Annotated in this window: 14 protein-coding genes; 12 read left to right on the plus strand and 2 right to left on the minus strand. The window is 43.1% G+C overall.

Annotated elements, in window-relative coordinates:
* Positions 1-111: 111 nt before the first annotated feature.
* Entirely contained in the window at positions 112-1596 is a 1485-nt protein-coding gene (locus E4K68_RS02505) for a pyridoxal-phosphate dependent enzyme (protein ID WP_135377139.1), read from the plus strand.
* A 127-nt stretch (positions 1597-1723) separates the two neighbouring features.
* Positions 1724-3103 carry an 8-oxoguanine deaminase gene (locus tag E4K68_RS02510; RefSeq protein ID WP_135377140.1) on the plus strand — a complete coding sequence of 460 codons (1380 nt, stop codon included), beginning with the start codon at positions 1724-1726 and terminating at the stop codon, positions 3101-3103.
* A 165-nt stretch (positions 3104-3268) separates the two neighbouring features.
* Here E4K68_RS02510 and E4K68_RS02515 read toward each other — a convergent pair whose 3' ends face one another.
* Positions 3269-3571, minus strand: coding sequence for a hypothetical protein (locus E4K68_RS02515; protein ID WP_243450222.1), 303 nt, complete (start codon positions 3569-3571; stop codon positions 3269-3271).
* Between the two features lie 348 nt (positions 3572-3919).
* Between E4K68_RS02515 and E4K68_RS02520 the strand changes: the two genes are divergently transcribed.
* From E4K68_RS02520 to E4K68_RS02540, 6 genes are all read left to right on the plus strand, one after another.
* Complete coding sequence (locus E4K68_RS02520) at positions 3920-5398, plus strand: putative sulfate exporter family transporter (RefSeq protein ID WP_135377141.1); 1479 nt, start codon at positions 3920-3922, stop codon at positions 5396-5398.
* Between the two features lie 29 nt (positions 5399-5427).
* Entirely contained in the window at positions 5428-5601 is a 174-nt protein-coding gene (locus E4K68_RS20255; RefSeq protein ID WP_158291358.1) for a hypothetical protein, read from the plus strand.
* Positions 5602-5864: 263 nt separating this feature from the next.
* Positions 5865-8543 (plus strand): PAS domain S-box protein, encoded by a 2679-nt coding sequence (locus E4K68_RS02525; RefSeq protein WP_199241664.1) that lies wholly within the window; start codon positions 5865-5867, stop codon positions 8541-8543.
* 285 nt (positions 8544-8828) lie between these two features.
* Entirely contained in the window at positions 8829-10052 is a 1224-nt protein-coding gene (dpaL, locus tag E4K68_RS02530; RefSeq protein ID WP_135377143.1) for a diaminopropionate ammonia-lyase, read from the plus strand.
* A 158-nt stretch (positions 10053-10210) separates the two neighbouring features.
* Positions 10211-11974, plus strand: coding sequence for a sigma 54-interacting transcriptional regulator (locus E4K68_RS02535; protein ID WP_135377144.1), 1764 nt, complete (start codon positions 10211-10213; stop codon positions 11972-11974).
* Positions 11975-12310: 336 nt separating this feature from the next.
* Complete coding sequence (locus tag E4K68_RS02540; protein WP_135377145.1) at positions 12311-13564, plus strand: YgeY family selenium metabolism-linked hydrolase; 1254 nt, start codon at positions 12311-12313, stop codon at positions 13562-13564.
* A gap of 34 nt (positions 13565-13598) precedes the next feature.
* Here E4K68_RS02540 and E4K68_RS20260 read toward each other — a convergent pair whose 3' ends face one another.
* Positions 13599-13736, minus strand: coding sequence for a hypothetical protein (locus E4K68_RS20260; RefSeq protein WP_158291359.1), 138 nt, complete (start codon positions 13734-13736; stop codon positions 13599-13601).
* Between the two features lie 214 nt (positions 13737-13950).
* Here E4K68_RS20260 and E4K68_RS02545 point away from each other — a divergent pair, with 214 nt between their 5' ends.
* From E4K68_RS02545 to xdh, 4 genes are all read left to right on the plus strand, one after another.
* Positions 13951-14955, plus strand: coding sequence for an ornithine carbamoyltransferase (locus E4K68_RS02545; RefSeq protein ID WP_135377146.1), 1005 nt, complete (start codon positions 13951-13953; stop codon positions 14953-14955).
* A gap of 2 nt (positions 14956-14957) precedes the next feature.
* The gene (gene arcC / locus E4K68_RS02550) at positions 14958-15908 is read left to right on the plus strand and encodes a carbamate kinase (RefSeq protein ID WP_135377147.1); all 951 of its coding nucleotides are present in this window, start codon (positions 14958-14960) and stop codon (positions 15906-15908) included.
* 245 nt (positions 15909-16153) lie between these two features.
* Positions 16154-17557 (plus strand): dihydropyrimidinase, encoded by a 1404-nt coding sequence (gene hydA, locus E4K68_RS02555; protein WP_135377148.1) that lies wholly within the window; start codon positions 16154-16156, stop codon positions 17555-17557.
* Complete coding sequence (gene xdh, locus E4K68_RS02560; protein WP_135377149.1) at positions 17550-20108, plus strand: selenium-dependent xanthine dehydrogenase; 2559 nt, start codon at positions 17550-17552, stop codon at positions 20106-20108. Before hydA ends, xdh begins: the two co-directional genes overlap by 8 nt.
* Positions 20109-20145 lie beyond the last annotated feature (37 nt).

A 20145-nucleotide genomic window follows, 5' to 3' on the forward strand; every position in this document is an offset into this window, starting at 1 on the left:
ATGTATGGAATGTGATATTCTAACCTCGTACATCGAAGCCGTAGAAATCGGATGAGAATCAAGTTGCCTTGGGCAGCAGATAATCTAAAATTGATTGCGGGAGGTAGTAGAATGAAAAACTTGATCGATTTAACCATTAATGAGGAACAACTTAAAAAAACGGTGCAGAGTGTTAAAGAAAAAAACGTCGTAATCCCAACTCTAGCTCAGATGAAGGATCCTAATAAGATACCTGCAACTGTAAAAGAGAAGTTGAAGAAGACTGGGTTATGGGACGTGGACCCCATTAATTTATTTAGAATCTCTTGGAAAAACGAACCGGTCAAAGAAAGCGGATTATACAATAAATTACCAAATTATGTAGAGATCCCGCCTGAAATCTCAGGTGTTAAAGCAAGGATTATTGCTATGGCGGGGAAATATTTTCCGACAGGCGCGCACAAAGTTGGAGCAAGTTTTGCTTGTTTAGTTCCTCGTTTAGTGACTGGACAATTTGATCCAAAATATCATGAAGCTGTTTGGCCTTCAACAGGTAACTACTGTCGAGGCGGAGCGTATAATTCAGCGTTATTAGGCTGTAAGTCAATTGCTATTTTACCGGAAAATATGAGTAAAGAGCGTTTCGAATGGCTTAAAACAGTCGCCGGTGAAGTTATTGCGACGCCTGGTTGTGAAAGTAACGTGAAGGAAATTTATGATAAAACTTGGGAACTAAGAAGAACCCGAGATAATGTTGTGATTTTTAATCAATTCGGAGAACTTGGCAATCATTTATGGCATTATGAAGTCACGGGTAATGCCATGGATGAGATTATCAAAGCAGAAGCCGGTTCAAAGGGCAGACTTGCAGGGGTATGTTTAACTTCAGGTTCTGCTGGCACACTTGGTAGCGGAGATTACTTGAAAGATCAATATCCGAATGCTAAAATTGCAGTGGGTGAAGCACTACAATGTCCAACGTTACTAAATAACGGTTTTGGCGACCATAGAATTGAAGGTATTGGGGATAAACATATACCTTGGATTCATAATGTTAAGAATACCGATATGGTGATCGCGATTGATGACAATGATAGTTTGGGCATGTTCCGTCTCTTTAATGAACCTGCTGGGCAGGACTATCTAAGAGAACAAGGGATTTCTGAAGAGGTCATTTCCAAGCTTTCCTGGGTAGGGATTTCTGGTGCAGCTAATATTCTATCCTGCATCAAATTTGCAAAATACTACGAGCTGACAGAGGATGATATTGTCATAACAGTCCTCACAGACTCTGCGGAAATGTATCAGTCGAGATTGCAAGAAATGCAAGCTGAGAGAGGTAAAGAGTATACTTCCCTGAATGCGGCCGTTGATCACAACAGAAATGTTTTGGGTGTTAGAACCGACAGTATGGAAGAGTTAACGTACCAAAGCAAAAAGCGCATTCATAACCTCAAGTATTACACTTGGATTGAACAACAAGAGTATGATCTGGATGAGCTGAATGCACAATGGTACGATTATGATGAATACTGGGGTAAGTTACATCAAATGGGGCCAGATCTCGATAAACTAATCGAACGATTCAATGAACAAACGGGCTTGACAAGCAAATAATTAAATTTCCTTGCCCAACATTGCTTACTATAAGGGTTTATTCATTTGTAAAATAGTTAGATAAAAAGAAGGCAGCGGTTCTTGCGCAGGAACCACTGCCTCTTTTTTAAAGAAAGGGGATACTTCCTTGTCACTTTTAATCAAAAATGCTTCTTATCTAGTTACCTTTAATGATCGTAACGAAATAGTAGAGAATAGCGATCTTCTAATAGAAGGAGAAAAAATTCTTGCGGTTGGGTCAGATTTGAGTTTAACTCCTTCTGAGAACACTCAAATTATTGACGCACGAGGAATGGTCGTCCTTCCGGGGTTAGTGAATACTCATCACCATCTCTATCAGACCTTGTTTCGTGGGCTTCCAGAAGTTCAGGGAATGCCACTTTTCTCTTGGCTTATTAATCTTTATGAGTTTTGGCGTCATATCACCCCAGACGCAGTTTATTATGGGGCTATGGTAGGTTTTAGCGAGCTTCTGCGTACGGGCTGTACCTTAACAACCGATCACCATTATGTTTTTCCGAGAGGACAAGCTAATGATTTAATTGATTCACAAATCACGGCAGCTCGTGAGATCGGAATTCGCTTTCACGCTACCCGTGGCTCTATGTCCTTAGGTAAAAGCGAAGGGGGGCTCCCCCCGGATGAAGTGGTTCAGGATGCAGAGACCATTCTTAGAGATTCGCTACGTCTGATTGAGCGGTACCATGATTCGTCTCCTTATGCCATGACTCGACTGGCACTGGCCCCTTGTTCGCCATTTTCTGTGAGCCTTGACTTGATGCGCCAGTCTCAAATCTTGGCAGGAGAAAAAGGAGTTATGCTTCATACTCATTTGGCAGAAACACTCGATGAAGAAACGTTTTGCTTGGAACGCTACGGACGTCGTCCAGTTGAATTAATGGAAGATGTGGGCTGGATAGGACCGAACGTCTGGTTTGCCCATGCCATTCATCTCAGTGAGCGAGAAATTGATCTATTGGCCCGGAGTGGATCTGGAGTCGCACACTGTCCAAGCTCGAATATGAAACTCGGAAGTGGGATTTGCCCAACTTCAGATCTGGTCAACGCGGGTGCCAAGCTTGGGATTGCGGTTGATGGAAGTGCTAGTAATGATGGCTCAAATATGTGGGAAGAAGTCCGTAGGGCTTATCTGTTAAATCATCTGCGTTATAAAGATCAAGGTCTATCAGCTTACGAGACCCTGAAATGTGCTACGCGTGGGGGAGCAGATGTCTTAGGACGTCCAGATACTGGGCGACTTGAAGCGGGTAAAGCGGCGGATATCATCCTTATTGATCTCCAAGACGTGGCCTATGCGGGCTGTCATGATCCATTGGTTTCACTCGTGTGCTGCGGGAACCAGAGCCTGGTAGACACCACAATTGTTAACGGAAAAGTGGTTGTGAAGAAGGGACAACTTCTCACTCAAGATACTGAAGAAATTCGGAAAAAAGCTCATCAAGTGGCTAGCGAACTCGTGCAGAAGGAGCGGGGATTGAAAAAATAAATTGGTACCGCTAAATCAAAGTGGGTGGAGCTCAAAACACCGTCATCAGACACTATAAAATGTACACCTTGGAGTAGACAGTATAAAAAAGTCTATTCTGTAGAGCACATTTTACTATGTTTCGATGACGGTGTTTTTTGCTTAATTATCTCCAATTTATTTGTCTTAGACAGAAGGTCGCTTAAAAGGTATCACCTTGCCTTCACGTTTCCTAGGTGAGGGCTCGCTGTCACTGCAAGATTCGCATCCTCCGCCACAGCCCGTTTTATTACCAATAAATATTTTGCGCCAAAAAACTTGCCATTTTTCATCTGTTTGTTCGACACGGGTTTCTACTTCATACTGGGGTCCGCGTTGTTGATTAGCTAACCTTGCTTCGGTCGTAGCAACAATATTGGCGGTTTTTAAGGCTTGTTTCTCCGAGTCATAGAGGGTCTGGATTTTTACCCATTCCATTAATTCCATCATATCGCTCCCTTAATGAACATCTTTCTTCCTATAATAACCATTTAATTAGAGATATTGCAAGATAATCGCAAAAGAATCACTGAGTTTTTTCAACTATATCACTTCTACTCTGTTCCTACCCATATTTTTATCTTTATACAATGCATTATCGGCATCTTCTACAATCATTTCTAAATTAGTTGTGGTGTTGGAAATGAAGAACATCAAAAAATTTCAAACAAGAAACAAGTATAATGATTTGTTATATTTTTTAAGAAATAGAATAAAAGAGGATAAGGGGGGTGAGATAATGGCTTAGCAAACGTTAATAAGCTGTGTCTTAAATGAAGGGAAGAAAGGGTGAAAAACATGATCTCGGAGGGTGAACTTTTCCAAAAGAAACCAGTGCTCAAAAGTGAAGATTGGTGGGCGGTCTGGCTTGGGTTGTTTGTCTTTGTGCTAAGTCTCGGTCCCATTATCGGGATGGATTTGTTGGGGTGGGTTGTCAAATTTAATGTTTGGATCGACACGTCCAAGGCACTGGCGCCGGTGTCCAAAACCTTTCAAACTATGTCTGGCACTAACGCCGCCTTGTTAACCTATCTGTTTTTGTTAGTAATAACCACCATCGGCGCAGTGGCTATGGGCGCAAGGCCCGCGAAATACCTCGTCGGTTTTAGCATAATTTACTGGATAACGTTTGCATGCTTGTTTTTAGGTAACTATGCTTTTATTGCCGCCACCCCGGATAAACAAGCAAGTCTAAAAATTCCCTGGTCTTTGAGCCTGGGAGAGATGGGCTTTGTTTTTGCTATGATTATCGGACTTATTATTGGTAATTTTTTTCTCGGTTTTGCTAAGTTTCTGGAAGAGGCTGCTAAGCCAGAATGGTTCATTAAAACAGGGATCGTGATTCTGGGCGCCGCTATCGGTATAAAGACTGTTGGTGCAATGGGACTGGCCAGCACGGTCATTGTCCGTGGACTTTGCGCAGTGGTCGAAGCCTATCTGATTTATTGGCCAATAGTTTACTTCATTTCGCGTAAATACTTTAAATTCACACCAGAATGGGCTGCACCTCTGGCGTCCGGCATCTCTATCTGTGGGGTTGCGGCAGCCATCGCCACGGGTGGGGCAATACGAGCCCGGCAAATGATACCGGTTGTTTTGTCTGCAGTTATTATTGTATTTGTAGCCGTGGAACTGCTCTTTTTGCCTTGGCTGGCACAGTCTTGGCTATTTCGTGAACCAATGGTAGCCGGAGCCTGGATGGGCCTGGCCGTGAAGAGTGACGGCGGTGCGGTAGCTAGCGGCGCGATCACTGATTCGCTTATTAGAGCCAAGGCATTGAAAGAACTTGGGATTAATTGGCAAGAAGGTTGGATCCTGATGGCTGCCACTACTACCAAAGTATTTATTGATGTATTTATTGGTGTTTGGGCATTTATCCTAGCGGTCATCTGGTCTGTTTTCCGGATTGATAAATCCAAGAACCCGAATGCGGGAAGCAAGGTTTCAGCGGGGGAGATCTGGGAGCGTTTCCCTAAATTTGTTATCGGTTTTGTACTGACCTTTGTGATACTGCTTGTGATGGGCTTGAAGAACCCAGGTATTGTAAAGGCCGCGACAGCAGGCTCAGATCAGGCAAACGCTTTGAGGACATTTTTCTTTGCTTTGTGTTTCTTCTCAATAGGTCTGGTAACCAACGTACGGAAGCTCTGGGCCGCAGGTATGGGCCGTATTGTAGGGGTTTATGCCGTTTGCCTGTTTGGCTTTATTCTTTGGATCGGTCTCTTTGTCTCCTGGATTTTCTACCACGGTATTACACCACCAGTAATTGGCGGCTAGCTTATAACGCGATAGAGAGGGGTGTGACTATGGAAAAAACTCAATTCAGTAAAGCTAAGCAGCCAACAGCGACTCAGCCAGAGCTCGAAGTGGATGAGTGGTACGACTTGCTGCCCATCGAGAAAAAACTTATTTCCTATACATTAGGGCTTGGTTTGGTATTGCTGGCCATCTTTACAATATCTTTTGGGGTATTTAAGTAATCAAGTATCTACTGGACTAAAGTATCAGCCCAAACTATTGGTGCGGACACGCTTTTAGCGTAAAGAAATAACTTGCTGGATACCAATTTTGGTTGTTCAGTGAGTTATTTCTTTATGCTCGATGAGCGCAATCACTAACATAATACGACAAACTTCTACTAGTGCTGGAGGTACAATAGAGATACTTATTAGATAGGACACAACGTTATGTAACTCTTGAGACGTTGACGTTGCTAGCATTTCGAAAAATGGAGGAAGCTATTTTGTACTATCAGTTTATAATTAATGTGATTGTAGTCTTATTTCTCTGTGGCGTTGTTACCTTCCTAGACTTGTCGTTTAATAGAAAATACTCACGTTACATTTTGGGAATTATGTTCGGTCTGATTACTATTTTCACAATGACTGGCAAAATCATGGTTATCGAAGGTCGCTTTTATGATTTTCGGCATATCACTATGACGATGGCGGGCTTCGCCGGTGGTCCAGTGACCGCTATAATTGCCGCTATGATCAGTTCTCTGTATCGGTATAATGTGGGCGGAAGTGGTTCGATGGGCGGAATCACAAATATTCTTGTTTTTGCGTGTTTTGGAAGTATCTTGGGTAGACGTGTAAAGAGTAGCCAAAATGGAAAGAAAGTATTATTCTGGTTTATCGTCGGCATAGTTATGGCATTTATTTTAATATTTATTATTGCCTTTATCCCCCCGTGGAAAAGCGATTCCGTCAAGGTTCTTAGAATTGTTGCCGGCCCTTTTTTAATAATTACTCCGTTGGCAACTACTATAATATTTAACTTTTACTTCTGGATCTATGAATTCTTGGGTAAAGCTTCGATTTTAAATACTATAATTAACTTCAGTCCCATAAACCTAATGATTTTTGATACCAATGGACCAATCCTACTCAGTAAAAATCTAAAAAGACAACAAGGACTTTCCTCAAACATCGAAAATTCGATCCTGTTGGACACCGATAAAACGTGGCCGAATGGGGAAAACCAGCAATTCAGATACATTACCACAGAAGACGGAAGGCACTTTGCTACTGATTTATCTAGTTTTCAGATGCCTAGTGGAACATCTGCATGTTTAGCAATTATAAACGATGTAACTGAGCGGAAATGGGAACAGGAAATGTTCAGAGGAGCAAAAGAGAGATTCGCTAAAGCTTTTCAATTAGGGCCCCATATGATGACCATTATTAGGAAGTCAGACTATAGATATGTGGATGTAAACCGTCGTTTCCTTGAAGCACGGGGTTTTGCCTATGAAGATGCTATCGGTAAAACACCCATCGAACTTGGTGTATCCGGAAGTGAATTTAAAAGAATCATTAAGACTCTTGAGGAACGAGGTTCAGTACAAAACTTGGAATGTGCCCTATTTACGAAATATGGTTCAAAAGGTTCAGTAATTCTTTCTGCTGAAACGATACATGTAGATGATCAGGAATGTATTTTGTTTGCGTATAATGACGTTACTGAAATGAAACGAATGCAAACAGAAAGAGTAGAACAACTTACCAAACATTTAGAATTAGAGGCGGAACTTTCTAAAAGTAACCAACTTATAGCAGATCTTATTGATAATATGCCAGACGGTTTTTATGCCTTAGATAATCAATGGCGTTTTACATTTATAAATAAAAAAGCAGAGGAGTTAATGCTAAAAACACGTGAGGAGCTTTTAGGTAAAGTTCTCTGGGAGGTAATTCCTGAAACGAGAGGTAGCTTACTCAAACCGAATTATCAAAAGGCGAAGAATGATTGCGTTTCTATCACGTTTGAAAATCCAAGTCTTTTCCTTAGAGACACATGGTATCAAGTAACCGTGTACCCCTCTCAGATTGGATTGTCAGTTTATTATAGGGATATTACTGAACAGAAATTATCGCGTGAGAAATTAACTAAGTCACAAGAAGAGACAGCTTCAATTCTCGAAAGCATGACAGATTGTTTTTTTGCCATGGATAGGAATTGGCAAATTACTTATGTCAATCGCGCAGGAGAAATAGCCTTCGGGAATTCTCGTGATGAGTTGTTGGGCCGAAACTTCACTGAAGTATTTGAGATCAACGATACCTCCCAACTACACTTTCATGAAGTAATGAACGAGAAGAGGTCTGTTAATTTTGAAATTATTTCTGAACTTTTAGGTAACAAATGGCTAGAGATAAGTCTCTACCCATCGGAAACTGGACTGACCTGTTATTTTCGTGATATAACAAGTCGCAAGATAGCAGAAAATGAAATTGCTAGACTCGACCGTCTCAACCTAGTAGGGCAATTGGCTGCTGGAATCGGACACGAAATAAGGAATCCTATGACTACCGTGCGTGGTTACCTCCAACTCTTGGGTGAAAAACCTGATTATGCAGCTCAAAAATCTACCTTCGCGTTAATGATTTCGGAATTAGATCGCGCAAACTCGATTATTACAGAATTCCTCTCTCTAGCTCGTACGAAACAAACTGAACTAAAATCTCAAAATCTAAATGACATTCTAAACAATTTATACCCTCTATTAGAAGCGGACACGTTTACTCAAAATAAACAAATTCGTTTCATCCCGGGAGAGATTTTCAACCTAAAACTAAATGGGAAAGAAATTTCCCAACTGGTTCTTAACTTGGCTCGTAATGGACTTGAAGCCATGAAGGAAAGAGGTTCCCTGACCATTAAAAGTTATGTAGAGGATGATAAGGTAGTTCTTGCGATTGAGGATGAGGGATGTGGTATACCGCTAGAAAATCTTAATAAGTTAGGAACCCCCTTCTTTACTACCAAAGATAGCGGGACTGGATTGGGCCTGGCAACATGCTACAAAATTGCAGAATCTCATAACGCCAAAATACATATCGATTCAAGTGCCAAAGGGACTACATTCCTTATATTTTTTCCCATTCCTAAGCAGGATCAAAATGAAATCATCGCCTAACTCCCGAAAACTGCAAATTGCAGCAACAAAATAAGCAAGAGCTGTAACATTTTAAAATAATCATGAGGTCACTAATAATGCCTTAGGATTATTTTTTTTCAAATTTTTTCAAGGAAAATCTAGAAGCTGGCACAATGATTGCATTAATTTCTAAGTGAAAACCAAGGATCAATCAATTCGTTTAGGGGGAGATATAGAGTTATAAAGAAACAAGAAATTGTTTTTTGATACCGTATGGAAAGTGCTTTTTGGTTACACAATATCAAGGAATAGGAGAGGATTAATATGAACGATAAAATTAAATGGGTACAAAACAATATGCTTAAAAACGCTGGAGGCGGTGTTTCCACCGAACTTTTTAGTAAGCTGGAAATAGATAAAGCCAGGAAATTCCACTCGACATTCCCTGATTATGAGCCCACTCCGTTGCGTTCACTAAAGAAACTTGCACTGAATTATGGTGTAGGCGGAATCTATGTTAAAGATGAGTCTTATCGTTTTGGATTGAATGCGTTTAAGGCCCTAGGGGGTTCGTATGCGATCGGTAAATACCTCGCACGGCAGCTTAACAAGGATATTAGTGAACTGCCCTATGATGTTCTCACTTCCCCCGAGGTTAAGGAACAATTGGGGGACATTACGTTTGCTACCACTACGGACGGTAATCATGGTAGGGGAATTGCTTGGACTGCTAGGCAATTGTGGCAAAAATCCGTGGTCTATATGCCAAAGGGATCTTCACAATACCGTCTAGACAAAATAAGAGAGGAAGGCGCATATGCAGAAATCACAGATCTAAATTACGATGATGCTGTGCGTATGACGGCTGAAGAGGCTGAAAAGAATGGTTGGGTGATTGTACAAGATACGTCTTGGGAAGGGTATGAGGAAATTCCCAGTTGGATTATGCAAGGGTATGGTACGATGTCAGCAGAGGCCTTAGAACAGTTGAATAACTTAGGCGTGGAGAAACCTACCCACATTTTTGTTCAGGCAGGTGTAGGAGCCTTAGCGGGGTCTGTGCAAGGTTTTTTTGCGTCCATGTTTAAAGAAGATCGCCCTAAAACTGTGATTGTTGAGGCCAACCAGGCGGATTGCTTATATAAATCAGCCCTAGCGGGGGATGGCAAACCAAGGGTAGTCGGTGGAGATATGCCAACGATTATGGCTGGACTAGCCTGTGGAGAACCTAATCTGATTGGGTGGAATATTTTGCGAGATTACAGCGACATGTTTGTTTCTTGCCCTGACTGGATTGCTGCAAAGGGAATGCGAGTATTGGCTAATCCTCTACTTGGGGATCCGAAAGTAATCTCTGGCGAGTCCGGTGCTGTGACAGCCGGGTTGCTCAGTTCGTTCCTGCTAGACGAAGCATTCAAAGGGGCACGAGAAGCACTCCAACTGGATGAAAAATCACAGATATTAGTCTTTAATACAGAAGGAAATACTGATCCGTATAAATACCGAAGCATTGTGTGGGATGGAGAACTACCATCGGCTGGCCGATAATTAATAAGTAAGGGAAGCACACGGTCTTTGGAGATTATGGTGCTTCCCTTTTAGTTTGATGAATTTGGTTATTACACCTTTTGAATTAAGATACTAGGGAAAAGCACCTAAGAGTCGTATATAATATCATTTAGAGCAAATAATATGAGGTGTAAAGCATGTATCACCTGCGCGATATCAAAAGTACAGTACAACAGACTGCTGACGCTATTGCTGAAGCGCTAAAAATCGAGGTCGAAATTGCAGATGCCGATCTCATACGGGTTGCAGGGACGGGAAAGTATAAAAGTCGATGCGGTTGCCCCATGGACGCGGGTTTTGTCTATCGACATGTGATGAAAACTGGGGTAGCGGTTATTATTGACAATCCCGGATTTAATGAGCTTTGTCAGCCTTGTACTTGCCGGGGAAACTGTTTAGAGTATGCCGAAGTAGCGATACCCATTCGTGTCGAAGATCAAATCATTGGGGTTATTGGCTTAGTCAGCTTTGACGAGGAGCAGACAAAACGGTTGATGGACAATAAAAAGTCCCTTCAGCTCTTTCTGGAAAAGATGGCCGAACTTCTCGTCGGAAAGGTCGTCGAAAGTCAGCAGAATGATGAGCAACAACGGCTAACAAGTCAACTGCTTACTGTCTTAAATCTATTACATGATGGAATACTTCTGATCAATAACCAACAGCAGGTGACACATTATAATACGTTGGCTGGAAAGATGTTGGATATTGACGCGCAAAAAGAGCACGCTTTATATCAATTGTTAGATAATAAGAAACTTTGGCTTGCAGTGGAACGGGGTGAACCGTTCTCTGGTCCGATCAAGGGGAAGCGGGTCGCCACTCAACTCTACTGTGATGTAGTGCCTATCAAAAACAATGAGGTTATTGAAGGCGCTGTTATTACTCTTAGAGATATGCAGCAAATCAAGAAGTTAGTTAAAGCGGCTACCGTTAGTGAAATTGAAACCCATTTTTCTCAGATTGTCGGTAATTCTACCCGGATGAAGGAACTAAAGGCAATGGCTTTGCACGTGGCTCCTAGTAAGGCAACTTTATTGATTCAAGGTGAAAGTGGAACGGGGAAAGAGCTGTTAGCTCGCGCGATTCATCAGAGTAGTAGCCGAAAAGGGCATGCGTTTATCGCCATAAATTGCGGTGCTATTCCTGAAAATCTACTAGAAAGTGAATTGTTTGGGTATGAAGAAGGCTCATTTACCGGTGCTAAACGTGGGGGGAAATTAGGGAAATTCGAGCTGTCACACAATGGTACGATCTTTTTAGATGAGATAGGGGATATGCCGCTTCACTTGCAAGTCAAAATCTTAAGAGTCTTGCAGGAAAGACGAGTTGAACGCATCGGCAGTACGCGTTCAATTCCCCTGGATGTTCGCGTGATCGCTGCAACTCACCGAGACTTAGATGAAATGGTGAAAACGGGAGAGTTCCGAGAGGATCTTTACTATCGATTAAATGTAATTCCTTTAACGATTCCGCCACTTCGTGATCGTAGGGAAGATGTTCCAGCGTTAATCCAATTTTATTTGGATTATTATTCGACGGTAACTGACAGGTCGGTGAGCGGAATTACCCAGGAAACTATAGAAATCTTGACCCGCTATCCTTGGCCGGGTAATGTTCGAGAACTAGGTAATGTGATTGAATACTGCGTTACAATGGTGGCAGGAGGTATGATTACTTCGGAATTTTTGCCACAAAGGATTAAAACGGGACCCAAACCTGAATTCCAGATTTCCTCCTTAAACTTAAAAGAGCTGGAACGGGAAGCGATCATGAAGGCCTTAACTCTCGTGGAGACCGAGGGGCACAAGGAGGATGTGGCGAAACTATTGGGAATTAGCAGAGCATCTCTCTATCGTAAGATTAAGGAATATCAAATCGAAGAAAGTAAAAGATTTTCTTAGTTTGTGTTGTTTAAATAGGGTGTCTTATTGCCCATGAAGATTGGTGTATCATAGATAGACGAATGTATCAAAATGAGATTGGTTGCAAAATAAGTCGAATTGATAACCGCTTTGGAGAGAATAATCAGGCATTTTCATTTAGATTCAGTCTCAATATGAGACTGCTATGGGGACAAATTGCGGTGAATTAAGGCTAAGGCCGCATTAAACAAGGCAAAAGATTGTCTTAAAGACTAAATAAGTCTTGGCACGGTTCTTGCAATATTTAAGTCGTGAAAGATCATATTAAACCATGATCAGACTAATATCCAAGAGTAGCGGAAAGGGGAATTTATTTTGAAAACAGATTTTGCAAAAGTTTTTGATCTAGCAAAGAAATATGAACCGGAAATGAGTCGGTTTTTACGAGACCTTATCGCCATCCCGGGGGAAAGCTGTGAAGAAAAAGGGACAGTACTTCGCATCAAGGAAGAGATGGAAAAAGTCGGCTTTGATAAAGTTGAGATTGACCCGCAGGGTAACGTTCTTGGTTATATTGGACATGGTAAACACCTAATTGCTATGGATGCACATATTGACACAGTGGGCGTAGGTAGTCTTGAAAATTGGCAGTATGACCCTTACAAAGGATTTGAAGATGATGAGATCATCATCGGCCGAGGAGCCTCAGACCAAATCGGTGGAATGGCCTCGATGGTCTATGCTGGTAAGATTATTAAGGATCTTGGCTTAGAAGATGATTACACCCTGGTTGTTGTCGGTTCCGTACAAGAAGAAGATTGTGATGGATTATGCTGGCAGTACATTATTAAAGAAGACAAGGTTGTACCCGAATTTGTTGTAATTACCGAACCAACTGATGGCAAGATTTATCGCGGACATCGCGGTCGTATGGAAATTAAGGTATTGACGAAAGGTATTAGTTGTCATGGCTCTGCTCCTGAACGTGGCGACAATGCAATTTACAAAATGGCTCCGATTCTACAAGAACTTCGTAGCTTACATGAAAACCTCATGGATCATCCGTTTCTTGGTAAAGGTAGCTTGACAGTTTCGGAAATCTTTCATACTTCTCCTTCACGTTGCGCAGTTGCGGATAGCTGCTGGATCTCCGTCGATCGTCGCTTAACTGCTGGAGAGTCATGGGAATATGCTGTACAACAGATTAAAAACCTTCCTTCGGTCAAAGCTGCAGGAGCGGAAGTCACGATGTACACCTATGAAAGACCATCCTACACTAATCTTGTTTATCCTACGGAATGCTATTTCCCAACATGGCTTATTGAAGAGGGTCATCCGGTAACCAGCACTCTCGAGGATGCTTACAAAGGATTATTTGGCAAAGATCCAGTGGTAGACAAGTGGACATTCTCCACAAATGGCGTTTCAATCATGGGACGTTATGGAATCCCTTGTATCGGTTTTGGACCAGGACATGAAGACCAAGCACATGCTCCGAATGAGCGGACTTGGAAAAAGGAACTCGTGGATTGTGCAGCTATGTATGCAGCGATTCCAAGTATTTATGTTCAGGAGTATGCTGATAAGATGCCGAAGGATACAGAGAATTTAGTAGAGATTAAGAAATAAGTTTTGAATGGAGTAGGAGGCGTCATTACTCCATTCACACACGTTGCGTCGCTACTCCGGCTGTCACTGAAGCTAAAACGTCTAAACCCTTGTGCTTTCTGCATGTGAACCACGACGTTTCTTCACGCTTCAGCGTCAGCCTCCGCTTACGCGACTCCACTAAAGTGTTCATTCTGTAATGACGCCTCCTGTTGCAAGGTCGCGGGTGGCTGGGGACGACGGGGGCTTTGTCGCGATTAGGCGTTGACTTTCGGTTAACGCTACTGCGCTCCGGGGTTACCTTAGGATACTTATAAGGTTGCGCCAGAGATAGTTATATTAATTTTGTAGTCTTCATGGCTACTGTAATAAAGTTAAAACGAACAATTTTTAGGAGGAATATATTAATGAATACAGTATTCAGAGGAAGACATTTTATCAACTTAGAGGACTTTACTAAAGAAGAAATTGACACAATGCTTGACGTTTCCTTAGATCTTAAGAGGAAGTTTGCGATGGGCGAAGATACTGATTATCTTCATAATAAAACGGGCTTTTTGATGTTCTTCGAGCAATCCACTAGGACCAGAAACTCGATGGAAGCGGGTATGGCTCAATTGGGTGGGCATGCAAATTTCTTGGATTCTAGCACAATGCAGGTTGCCCATGGTGAAACTGCGAAGGATACCGCGATCATTCTTTCCCGATTTGGACATATGATTGCTTGTCGATATTGCAACTGGGGTAGAGGAAATGACTACTTGAATGAAATGGCTAAATGGTCCTCAGTTCCGATCATGAACTTACAGTGTGACCTTTACCACCCATTCCAAGGTTTGGCAGATTTGTTGACGATTAAAGAGAAACATTCAGATTTACGTCGTAAAAAGATTTCGATCATCTGGGCATACGCTGAGAGCCACAAGAAACCGATTTCTGTGCCTGTAACCCAAGTTCTACTCTTCCCTCGTTATGGTATGGATGTATGGTTGGCTTATCCAAAAGGCTGGGAGCTTCCTGAGTGGGTTATTACTCAAGCTAGAGAGAATGCTGAGAAACATGGTGGTACTCTGACAATTACTCATGACGAAGCGGCAGCGTATAAAGATGCTGATATCGTTATTCCCAAGAGTTGGGGCAACTGGGTTACTGACCAAACTGGAGCTTCTGTTGCTGGGGCTACTGCAGTTATTGACGATGCTCTTGTTGCAAATAAGAGCTGGAAGTGCACTGAAGCTAAGATGGCTACTGCTAGCAAAGATGTAATGTATATGCATGCATTGCCTGCTGACCGTAACAATGAAGTTGAAGACTCTGTTATTGATGGACCACATTCTATCGCTTATGATGCAGCAGAAAACCGTTTGCATACAGCTAAAGCTATTATGACATTAATGGTAGGTGGAAAATAATAGTGAGTACATTAGCTGTAGTAGCCATTGGTGGGAATTCTCTGATTCGTGATAACGCGCATGAATCCGTAGAGGACCAATATCTGGCTGTTGTTGAAACAGCTAAGCATATTGTTGGGATGATCGAGCAGGGCTATAATGTTATTATTACACATGGTAACGGCCCACAAGTTGGATTTATCTTAAGAAGGTCGGAAATTGCGACAGATGTGGCGGCTATGCACAGAGTGCCTTTAGTCAGTTGTGGTGCAGATACGCAAGGGGCTATTGGTTATCAAATTCAACAAGCCATGGATAATGAGTTCAAAAAGCGTGGTATGGATAAATCGGCTGTAACGATTGTGACCCAAGTTGTGGTTTCAGAAGATGACCAGGCTTTTCAAAAACCCACAAAACCTATTGGCTCGTTTTATTCCAAAGAGCAGGTTGATTTAATTCAAGCCAATAACCCGTCTTGGGTCATGGTTGAAGATGCTGGTAGGGGGTATCGTCGAATGGTGGCTTCTCCAGCTCCTCAAGAAATTGTGGAAAAGGATGTCATCAATAAACTGGTACGTGATGGATATTGTGTTATCAGTGTTGGTGGTGGTGGAATTCCTGTGGTCAAACGCGCGGACGGTTCGTTGCAGGGTGTGGACGCGGTCATTGATAAGGATTTTGCGACGAGTCTTCTAGCCTCAGATATTAAGGCAGACGTGTTAATCATTTCGACTGGGGTACCAACAGTTTATCTGAACTATGGCAAGCCGAATGAAAAGGCGTTAGATAAGGTAACATTGGCTGAACTGAAGCAATATGTGTTAGAAAATCATTTTGCTCCTGGAAGTATGCTTCCTAAGGTTCAGTCGGTTATTAACTTCCTGGAGAATGGTGGCAAAGAAGCGATCATTACTAACCCGGAATCGCTGGAAGATGCCGTTGCTGGAAAGACAGGAACCCATATTTTTGCATAAGTTTCCTCTATGCCCATAGTGTATATAGAAAACTGCATGCATAATTAATGAGAAGAGCGAACGTTAGTTTAAGAAGCTTTTTGAATAAGAATTGCGCAGAGTCGTTTTCCCCTAGGGAAGTGCTCTGCGTCAATTCTTTATCTTCTACGTCCGTGGCGTGGTATGAAGTTCGAGAGTTTGAAGTTCTATGTTCGCGTATCGCGCATCGTGCATCTCACTTCGCGCATCGCAAAGGAGAAATGAACATGGGTATAGTGTTAAACGGTGGAACGATTGTTACGGCTGCAGATGTGTATCAAGCAGACGTCCGCATTGAAAGCGAGAGAATTGTGGCTATTGGCTACGAGATCAAGCAACCTGGTGATCAGGTAATCTCTGTGGATGGCTGTTTTTTGTTTCCAGGAGGAATTGACCCACATACTCACTTTGATCTTCCCGTAGGAGAGATTTCGACGTCGGATAATTTTTCATCTGGTACGAAAGCAGCCTTGCTGGGTGGGACAACAACCATCCTTGATTTTGCGACACAGTTTAAAGGGGAAACCCTGAAACAAGGCTTGGATAATTGGCACGCGAAGGCTGATGGCAAGTGTTTCGTAGACTATGGCTTTCATATGGCAATCACAGATTGGAATGATCAGGTTGCACGAGAAATGAGAGAAATGATACAGCGAGAGGGTGTCACATCCTTTAAACTTTATATGGCCTATAAAAATGTCTTGCAAGTGGATGACGGTGCCTTGTTACAGGCATTGCGCCAGGCTGGGGAGTGTGGGGCACTTGTTTGTGTTCATTGTGAAAATGGAGATGTCATTGCTGATTTAGTACAGAATGCTCGTGCTCAAGGGAAAACGGCTCCTAAGTATCACCCGCTGACACGACCGGCTGAAGCAGAAGAAGAAGCAACTTCCAGAGTTATTACTCTGGCACGGCTTGCAGAGGCTCCTCTCTACGTGGTTCATCTCACTTGCAGCGGAGCACTACAAGCTGTGATCGATGCGAAGCTTAAAGGATTAGAGATTTACGCTGAAACTTGCCCGCAATATCTCTTGTTAGATGACAGCGTTTACAGCGCTGAGGGCTTTAACGGTGCAAAGTATGTAATTTCTCCCCCACTGCGCCCGATTTATCATCAAGAAGTATTATGGTCTGGGTTAAAAACAGGGGTCATAGATACCGTTGCAACAGACCATTGTGCGTTTAATTATAAAGGACAAAAAGACTTAGGGTTAAACGATTTTAGTAAGATTCCGAGTGGGGCACCTGGGGTGGAAACCCGCATGGGGTTGCTGTACACCTATGGGGTCATGGCTGGGAAATTAACGATCAACGAATTTGTAGCACTGACATCCACAAATGCGGCCAAACTATTTGGCTTGTTTCCTCGTAAAGGAACCATTGCACCTGGTAGTGATGCGGATATTGTGGTGTGGGATCCTCGTGTTTCATCGGTGGTGACGGCGAAAACCCTTCATCAAGCTGTAGATTATACGCCTTATGAGGGCTTTGAACAGGTAGGCCAAGCAATTCGTGTTTTTATACGTGGCAAGCAAGTCGTACAGGACGGTAAACTTGGGGTGGAGAACCCCACAGGGAACTATTTATTCCGTAAACCATTTCTGAGGAGAAAGGGTGGGGAGAATGTTTAATCTTGAAATTAATGGTACAGTGTATACTGTACAAGAAGATATGAACCTTATGGATTATTTGCGTGATCAACTCCATATGACTTCGCTCAAAAACGGGTGTGGCGAAGGGGTCTGTGGCGCATGCTCGTTGTTGGTTGACGGTAAAAAGTTGCGGGCATGTACCTTGACCTTGGCGAAAGTTTCTGGAAAAAAGGTTTTAACAGTGGAGGGGCTATCTGAACGAGAGAAAGAAGCTTATGCTTGGGCGTTCGCCGAGGCGGGAGCAGTCCAGTGTGGTTTTTGCATACCAGGAATGGTTATTAGTGCTAAGGCTGTCATCGATAAGTCTCCAAATCCTACGGCTCAAGAAATCAAAGAGGGGATTCGGGGAAATATTTGTCGTTGCACGGGGTATGTGAAGATTGAACAAGGGATTATGCTAGCTGCTAAAGTATTACGAGGAGAGATCCAACCTAAGTCAACTTTACAGCACGGGGCTGGGATAGGGTCAAGCATACAACGTGTAGATGCTCGTGAAAAAGTTCTTGGAACGGGACAATATGTCGATGATATGTACCTTGATCAGATGCTTCACGCTGCAGTGCTCAGGTCTAGGTATGCACGTGCAATTGTCAAGAGCATTGATGTTTCGGCAGCAAGAGCTTATCCTGGTGTAGAAGCAGTCATGACTGCGGAAGATATTCCAGGTGAACGTGATCATGGCCATATTTTTCATGATTGGCCTACGTTGGTCTCCGTTGGGACTGAAACGCGTTATGTTGGAGATGCGATTGTCCTCGTGGCAGCCCAGACGAAAAAACAAGCTCGTGAAGCATTAGCTTTAATTGAGGTTGAGTATGAAGAACTTGAACCGATACTTAGCCCTACACAGGCGCTTGCTAATCAAGCTCCTAGCATTCATCCAAAGGGAAATCTGCTAAGCACCACGAAGATTAATCGAGGGAATGCCCAGGAAGAGCTGGCAAAATCCGCCCATGTTGTGTCTCATCGTTATTCTACCCCTCCGACAGAACATGCGTTTATGGAGCCAGAAAGCGCCTTGGCTATCCCTGGAGAAGATGGGGGAGTCATTGTCTATGTTGGAGATCAAAGTGTTTATGATGACCAACATGGAATCATGGGTATTCTTGGCCTTCCGGCGGAAAAGGTTCGCGTGATCAGCAAGTTGGTCGGAGGCGGTTTCGGTGGCAAAGAGGATCTAACCGTCCAGCATCATGCGGCTTTACTGGCCATGAAAACTCAAAAGCCTGTGAAACTCACCTTGTCCCGTAAGGAAAGTATTTTGGTACATCCCAAGCGGCACGCTATGGAATTGGATATAACAACAGGGTGTGATGCGGAAGGTAAATTGACCGTTATGGTGGCTCATATCGTGGCGGATACAGGAGCCTATGCATCACTAGGGACCGCTGTTTTGCAACGCGCATGTACCCATGTCAGCGGGCCTTATCAGATACCCAATGTAGATATTACGGGTCTATGTGTTTATACAAATAATCCTCCGGGAGGGGCGTTCAGGGGTTTTGGAGTGACTCAGGCTGCTTTTGCCTCGGAAACCAACATGGATCTCTTAGCAGAAAAGGTGGGGATTTCTCCGTGGGAAATCCGTTATCTTAATGCTCTAGAACCAGGCATGGTGAATTCCACGGGTCAGATAACAGATGAGGGGACGGCGATTAAGGAAACGTTAATTGCGGTTCGTGAAGTATATGAGTCTCATCCGTTTGCAGCGGGTATTGCTTGTGCTATGAAAAATACAGGCATTGGGGTCGGTCTTGCAGATACTGGTCGGGTAAAACTGAAAATCCTTAATGGAAAAGCAGTGGTCTTTACAAGTGCTGCTTGCATAGGACAAGGATTTGCTACTATCGCGACTCAGATTGTTAATGAAGCTACCGGCTTACCATTAGAAAGTATTGAAGTTAACGCACCCGATACGTTTTTAACACCTGATTCTGGTACGACAACTGCTTCGCGTCAAACCCTATTTTCCGGTGAAGCTGTGCGCCAGGCAGCTCTTAAACTTCAGCAAGCGTTGCATGAATCCTCCTTAGAGCGGTTGGAAGGTCGCGAATTCAAGGGAGAGTATATCGGAAGTACTGACCCGATGAATTCTGACAAGTTAAACCCAATTAGCCATGTTGCCTATAGCTATGCAACAAATGTTGTATTGTTAAATGAACAAGGGAAATTGGAAAAGGTTGTGGCAGCACACGATGTGGGTCGGGCCATCAATCCGAAGGCAGTGGAAGGGCAGATTGAAGGCGGGATAGCCATGGGATTAGGTTATGCTTTGCGTGAAGATTTTCCCCTTGAAAAGGGTAGGCCAACCATTAAATTCGGGACGTTGGGTCTCTTCCGTTCCACGGAAATGCCTGAAATAGAGTCTATAATCATTGAGAAGAATTCCTCCCCGCTAGCTTATGGCGCCAAAGGGGTGGGCGAGATTGCTTCTATTCCGATCACGCCAGCGGTTAATTCCGCTTATTACAAGTATGATGGCAAGCTTAGGTGTGTCCTCCCTCTACGTGAAACACCTTATAAGAAATAACGGCGTCTGTGGGGCGATAAATATATGAATCGCCCCT

The sequence above is a fragment of the Desulfosporosinus sp. Sb-LF genome (assembly GCF_004766055.1).
Lineage (GTDB): Bacteria > Bacillota > Desulfitobacteriia > Desulfitobacteriales > Desulfitobacteriaceae > Desulfosporosinus.

What these genes read in the sequence shown, in the direction of transcription:
- E4K68_RS02505 (WP_135377139.1), top strand. Translation starts at nt 112, where the DNA reads ATGAAAAACTTGATCGATTTAACCATTAATGAGGAACAACTTAAAAAA.
- E4K68_RS02515 (WP_243450222.1), bottom strand. Translation starts at nt 3,571, where the DNA reads ATGATGGAATTAATGGAATGGGTAAAAATCCAGACCCTCTATGACTCG.
- E4K68_RS02520 (WP_135377141.1), top strand. Translation starts at nt 3,920, where the DNA reads ATGATCTCGGAGGGTGAACTTTTCCAAAAGAAACCAGTGCTCAAAAGT.
- E4K68_RS20255 (WP_158291358.1), top strand. Translation starts at nt 5,428, where the DNA reads ATGGAAAAAACTCAATTCAGTAAAGCTAAGCAGCCAACAGCGACTCAG.
- dpaL (WP_135377143.1), top strand. Translation starts at nt 8,829, where the DNA reads ATGAACGATAAAATTAAATGGGTACAAAACAATATGCTTAAAAACGCT.
- E4K68_RS02535 (WP_135377144.1), top strand. Translation starts at nt 10,211, where the DNA reads ATGTATCACCTGCGCGATATCAAAAGTACAGTACAACAGACTGCTGAC.
- E4K68_RS20260 (WP_158291359.1), bottom strand. Translation starts at nt 13,736, where the DNA reads ATGAACACTTTAGTGGAGTCGCGTAAGCGGAGGCTGACGCTGAAGCGT.
- E4K68_RS02545 (WP_135377146.1), top strand. Translation starts at nt 13,951, where the DNA reads ATGAATACAGTATTCAGAGGAAGACATTTTATCAACTTAGAGGACTTT.
- hydA (WP_135377148.1), top strand. Translation starts at nt 16,154, where the DNA reads ATGGGTATAGTGTTAAACGGTGGAACGATTGTTACGGCTGCAGATGTG.
- xdh (WP_135377149.1), top strand. Translation starts at nt 17,550, where the DNA reads ATGTTTAATCTTGAAATTAATGGTACAGTGTATACTGTACAAGAAGAT.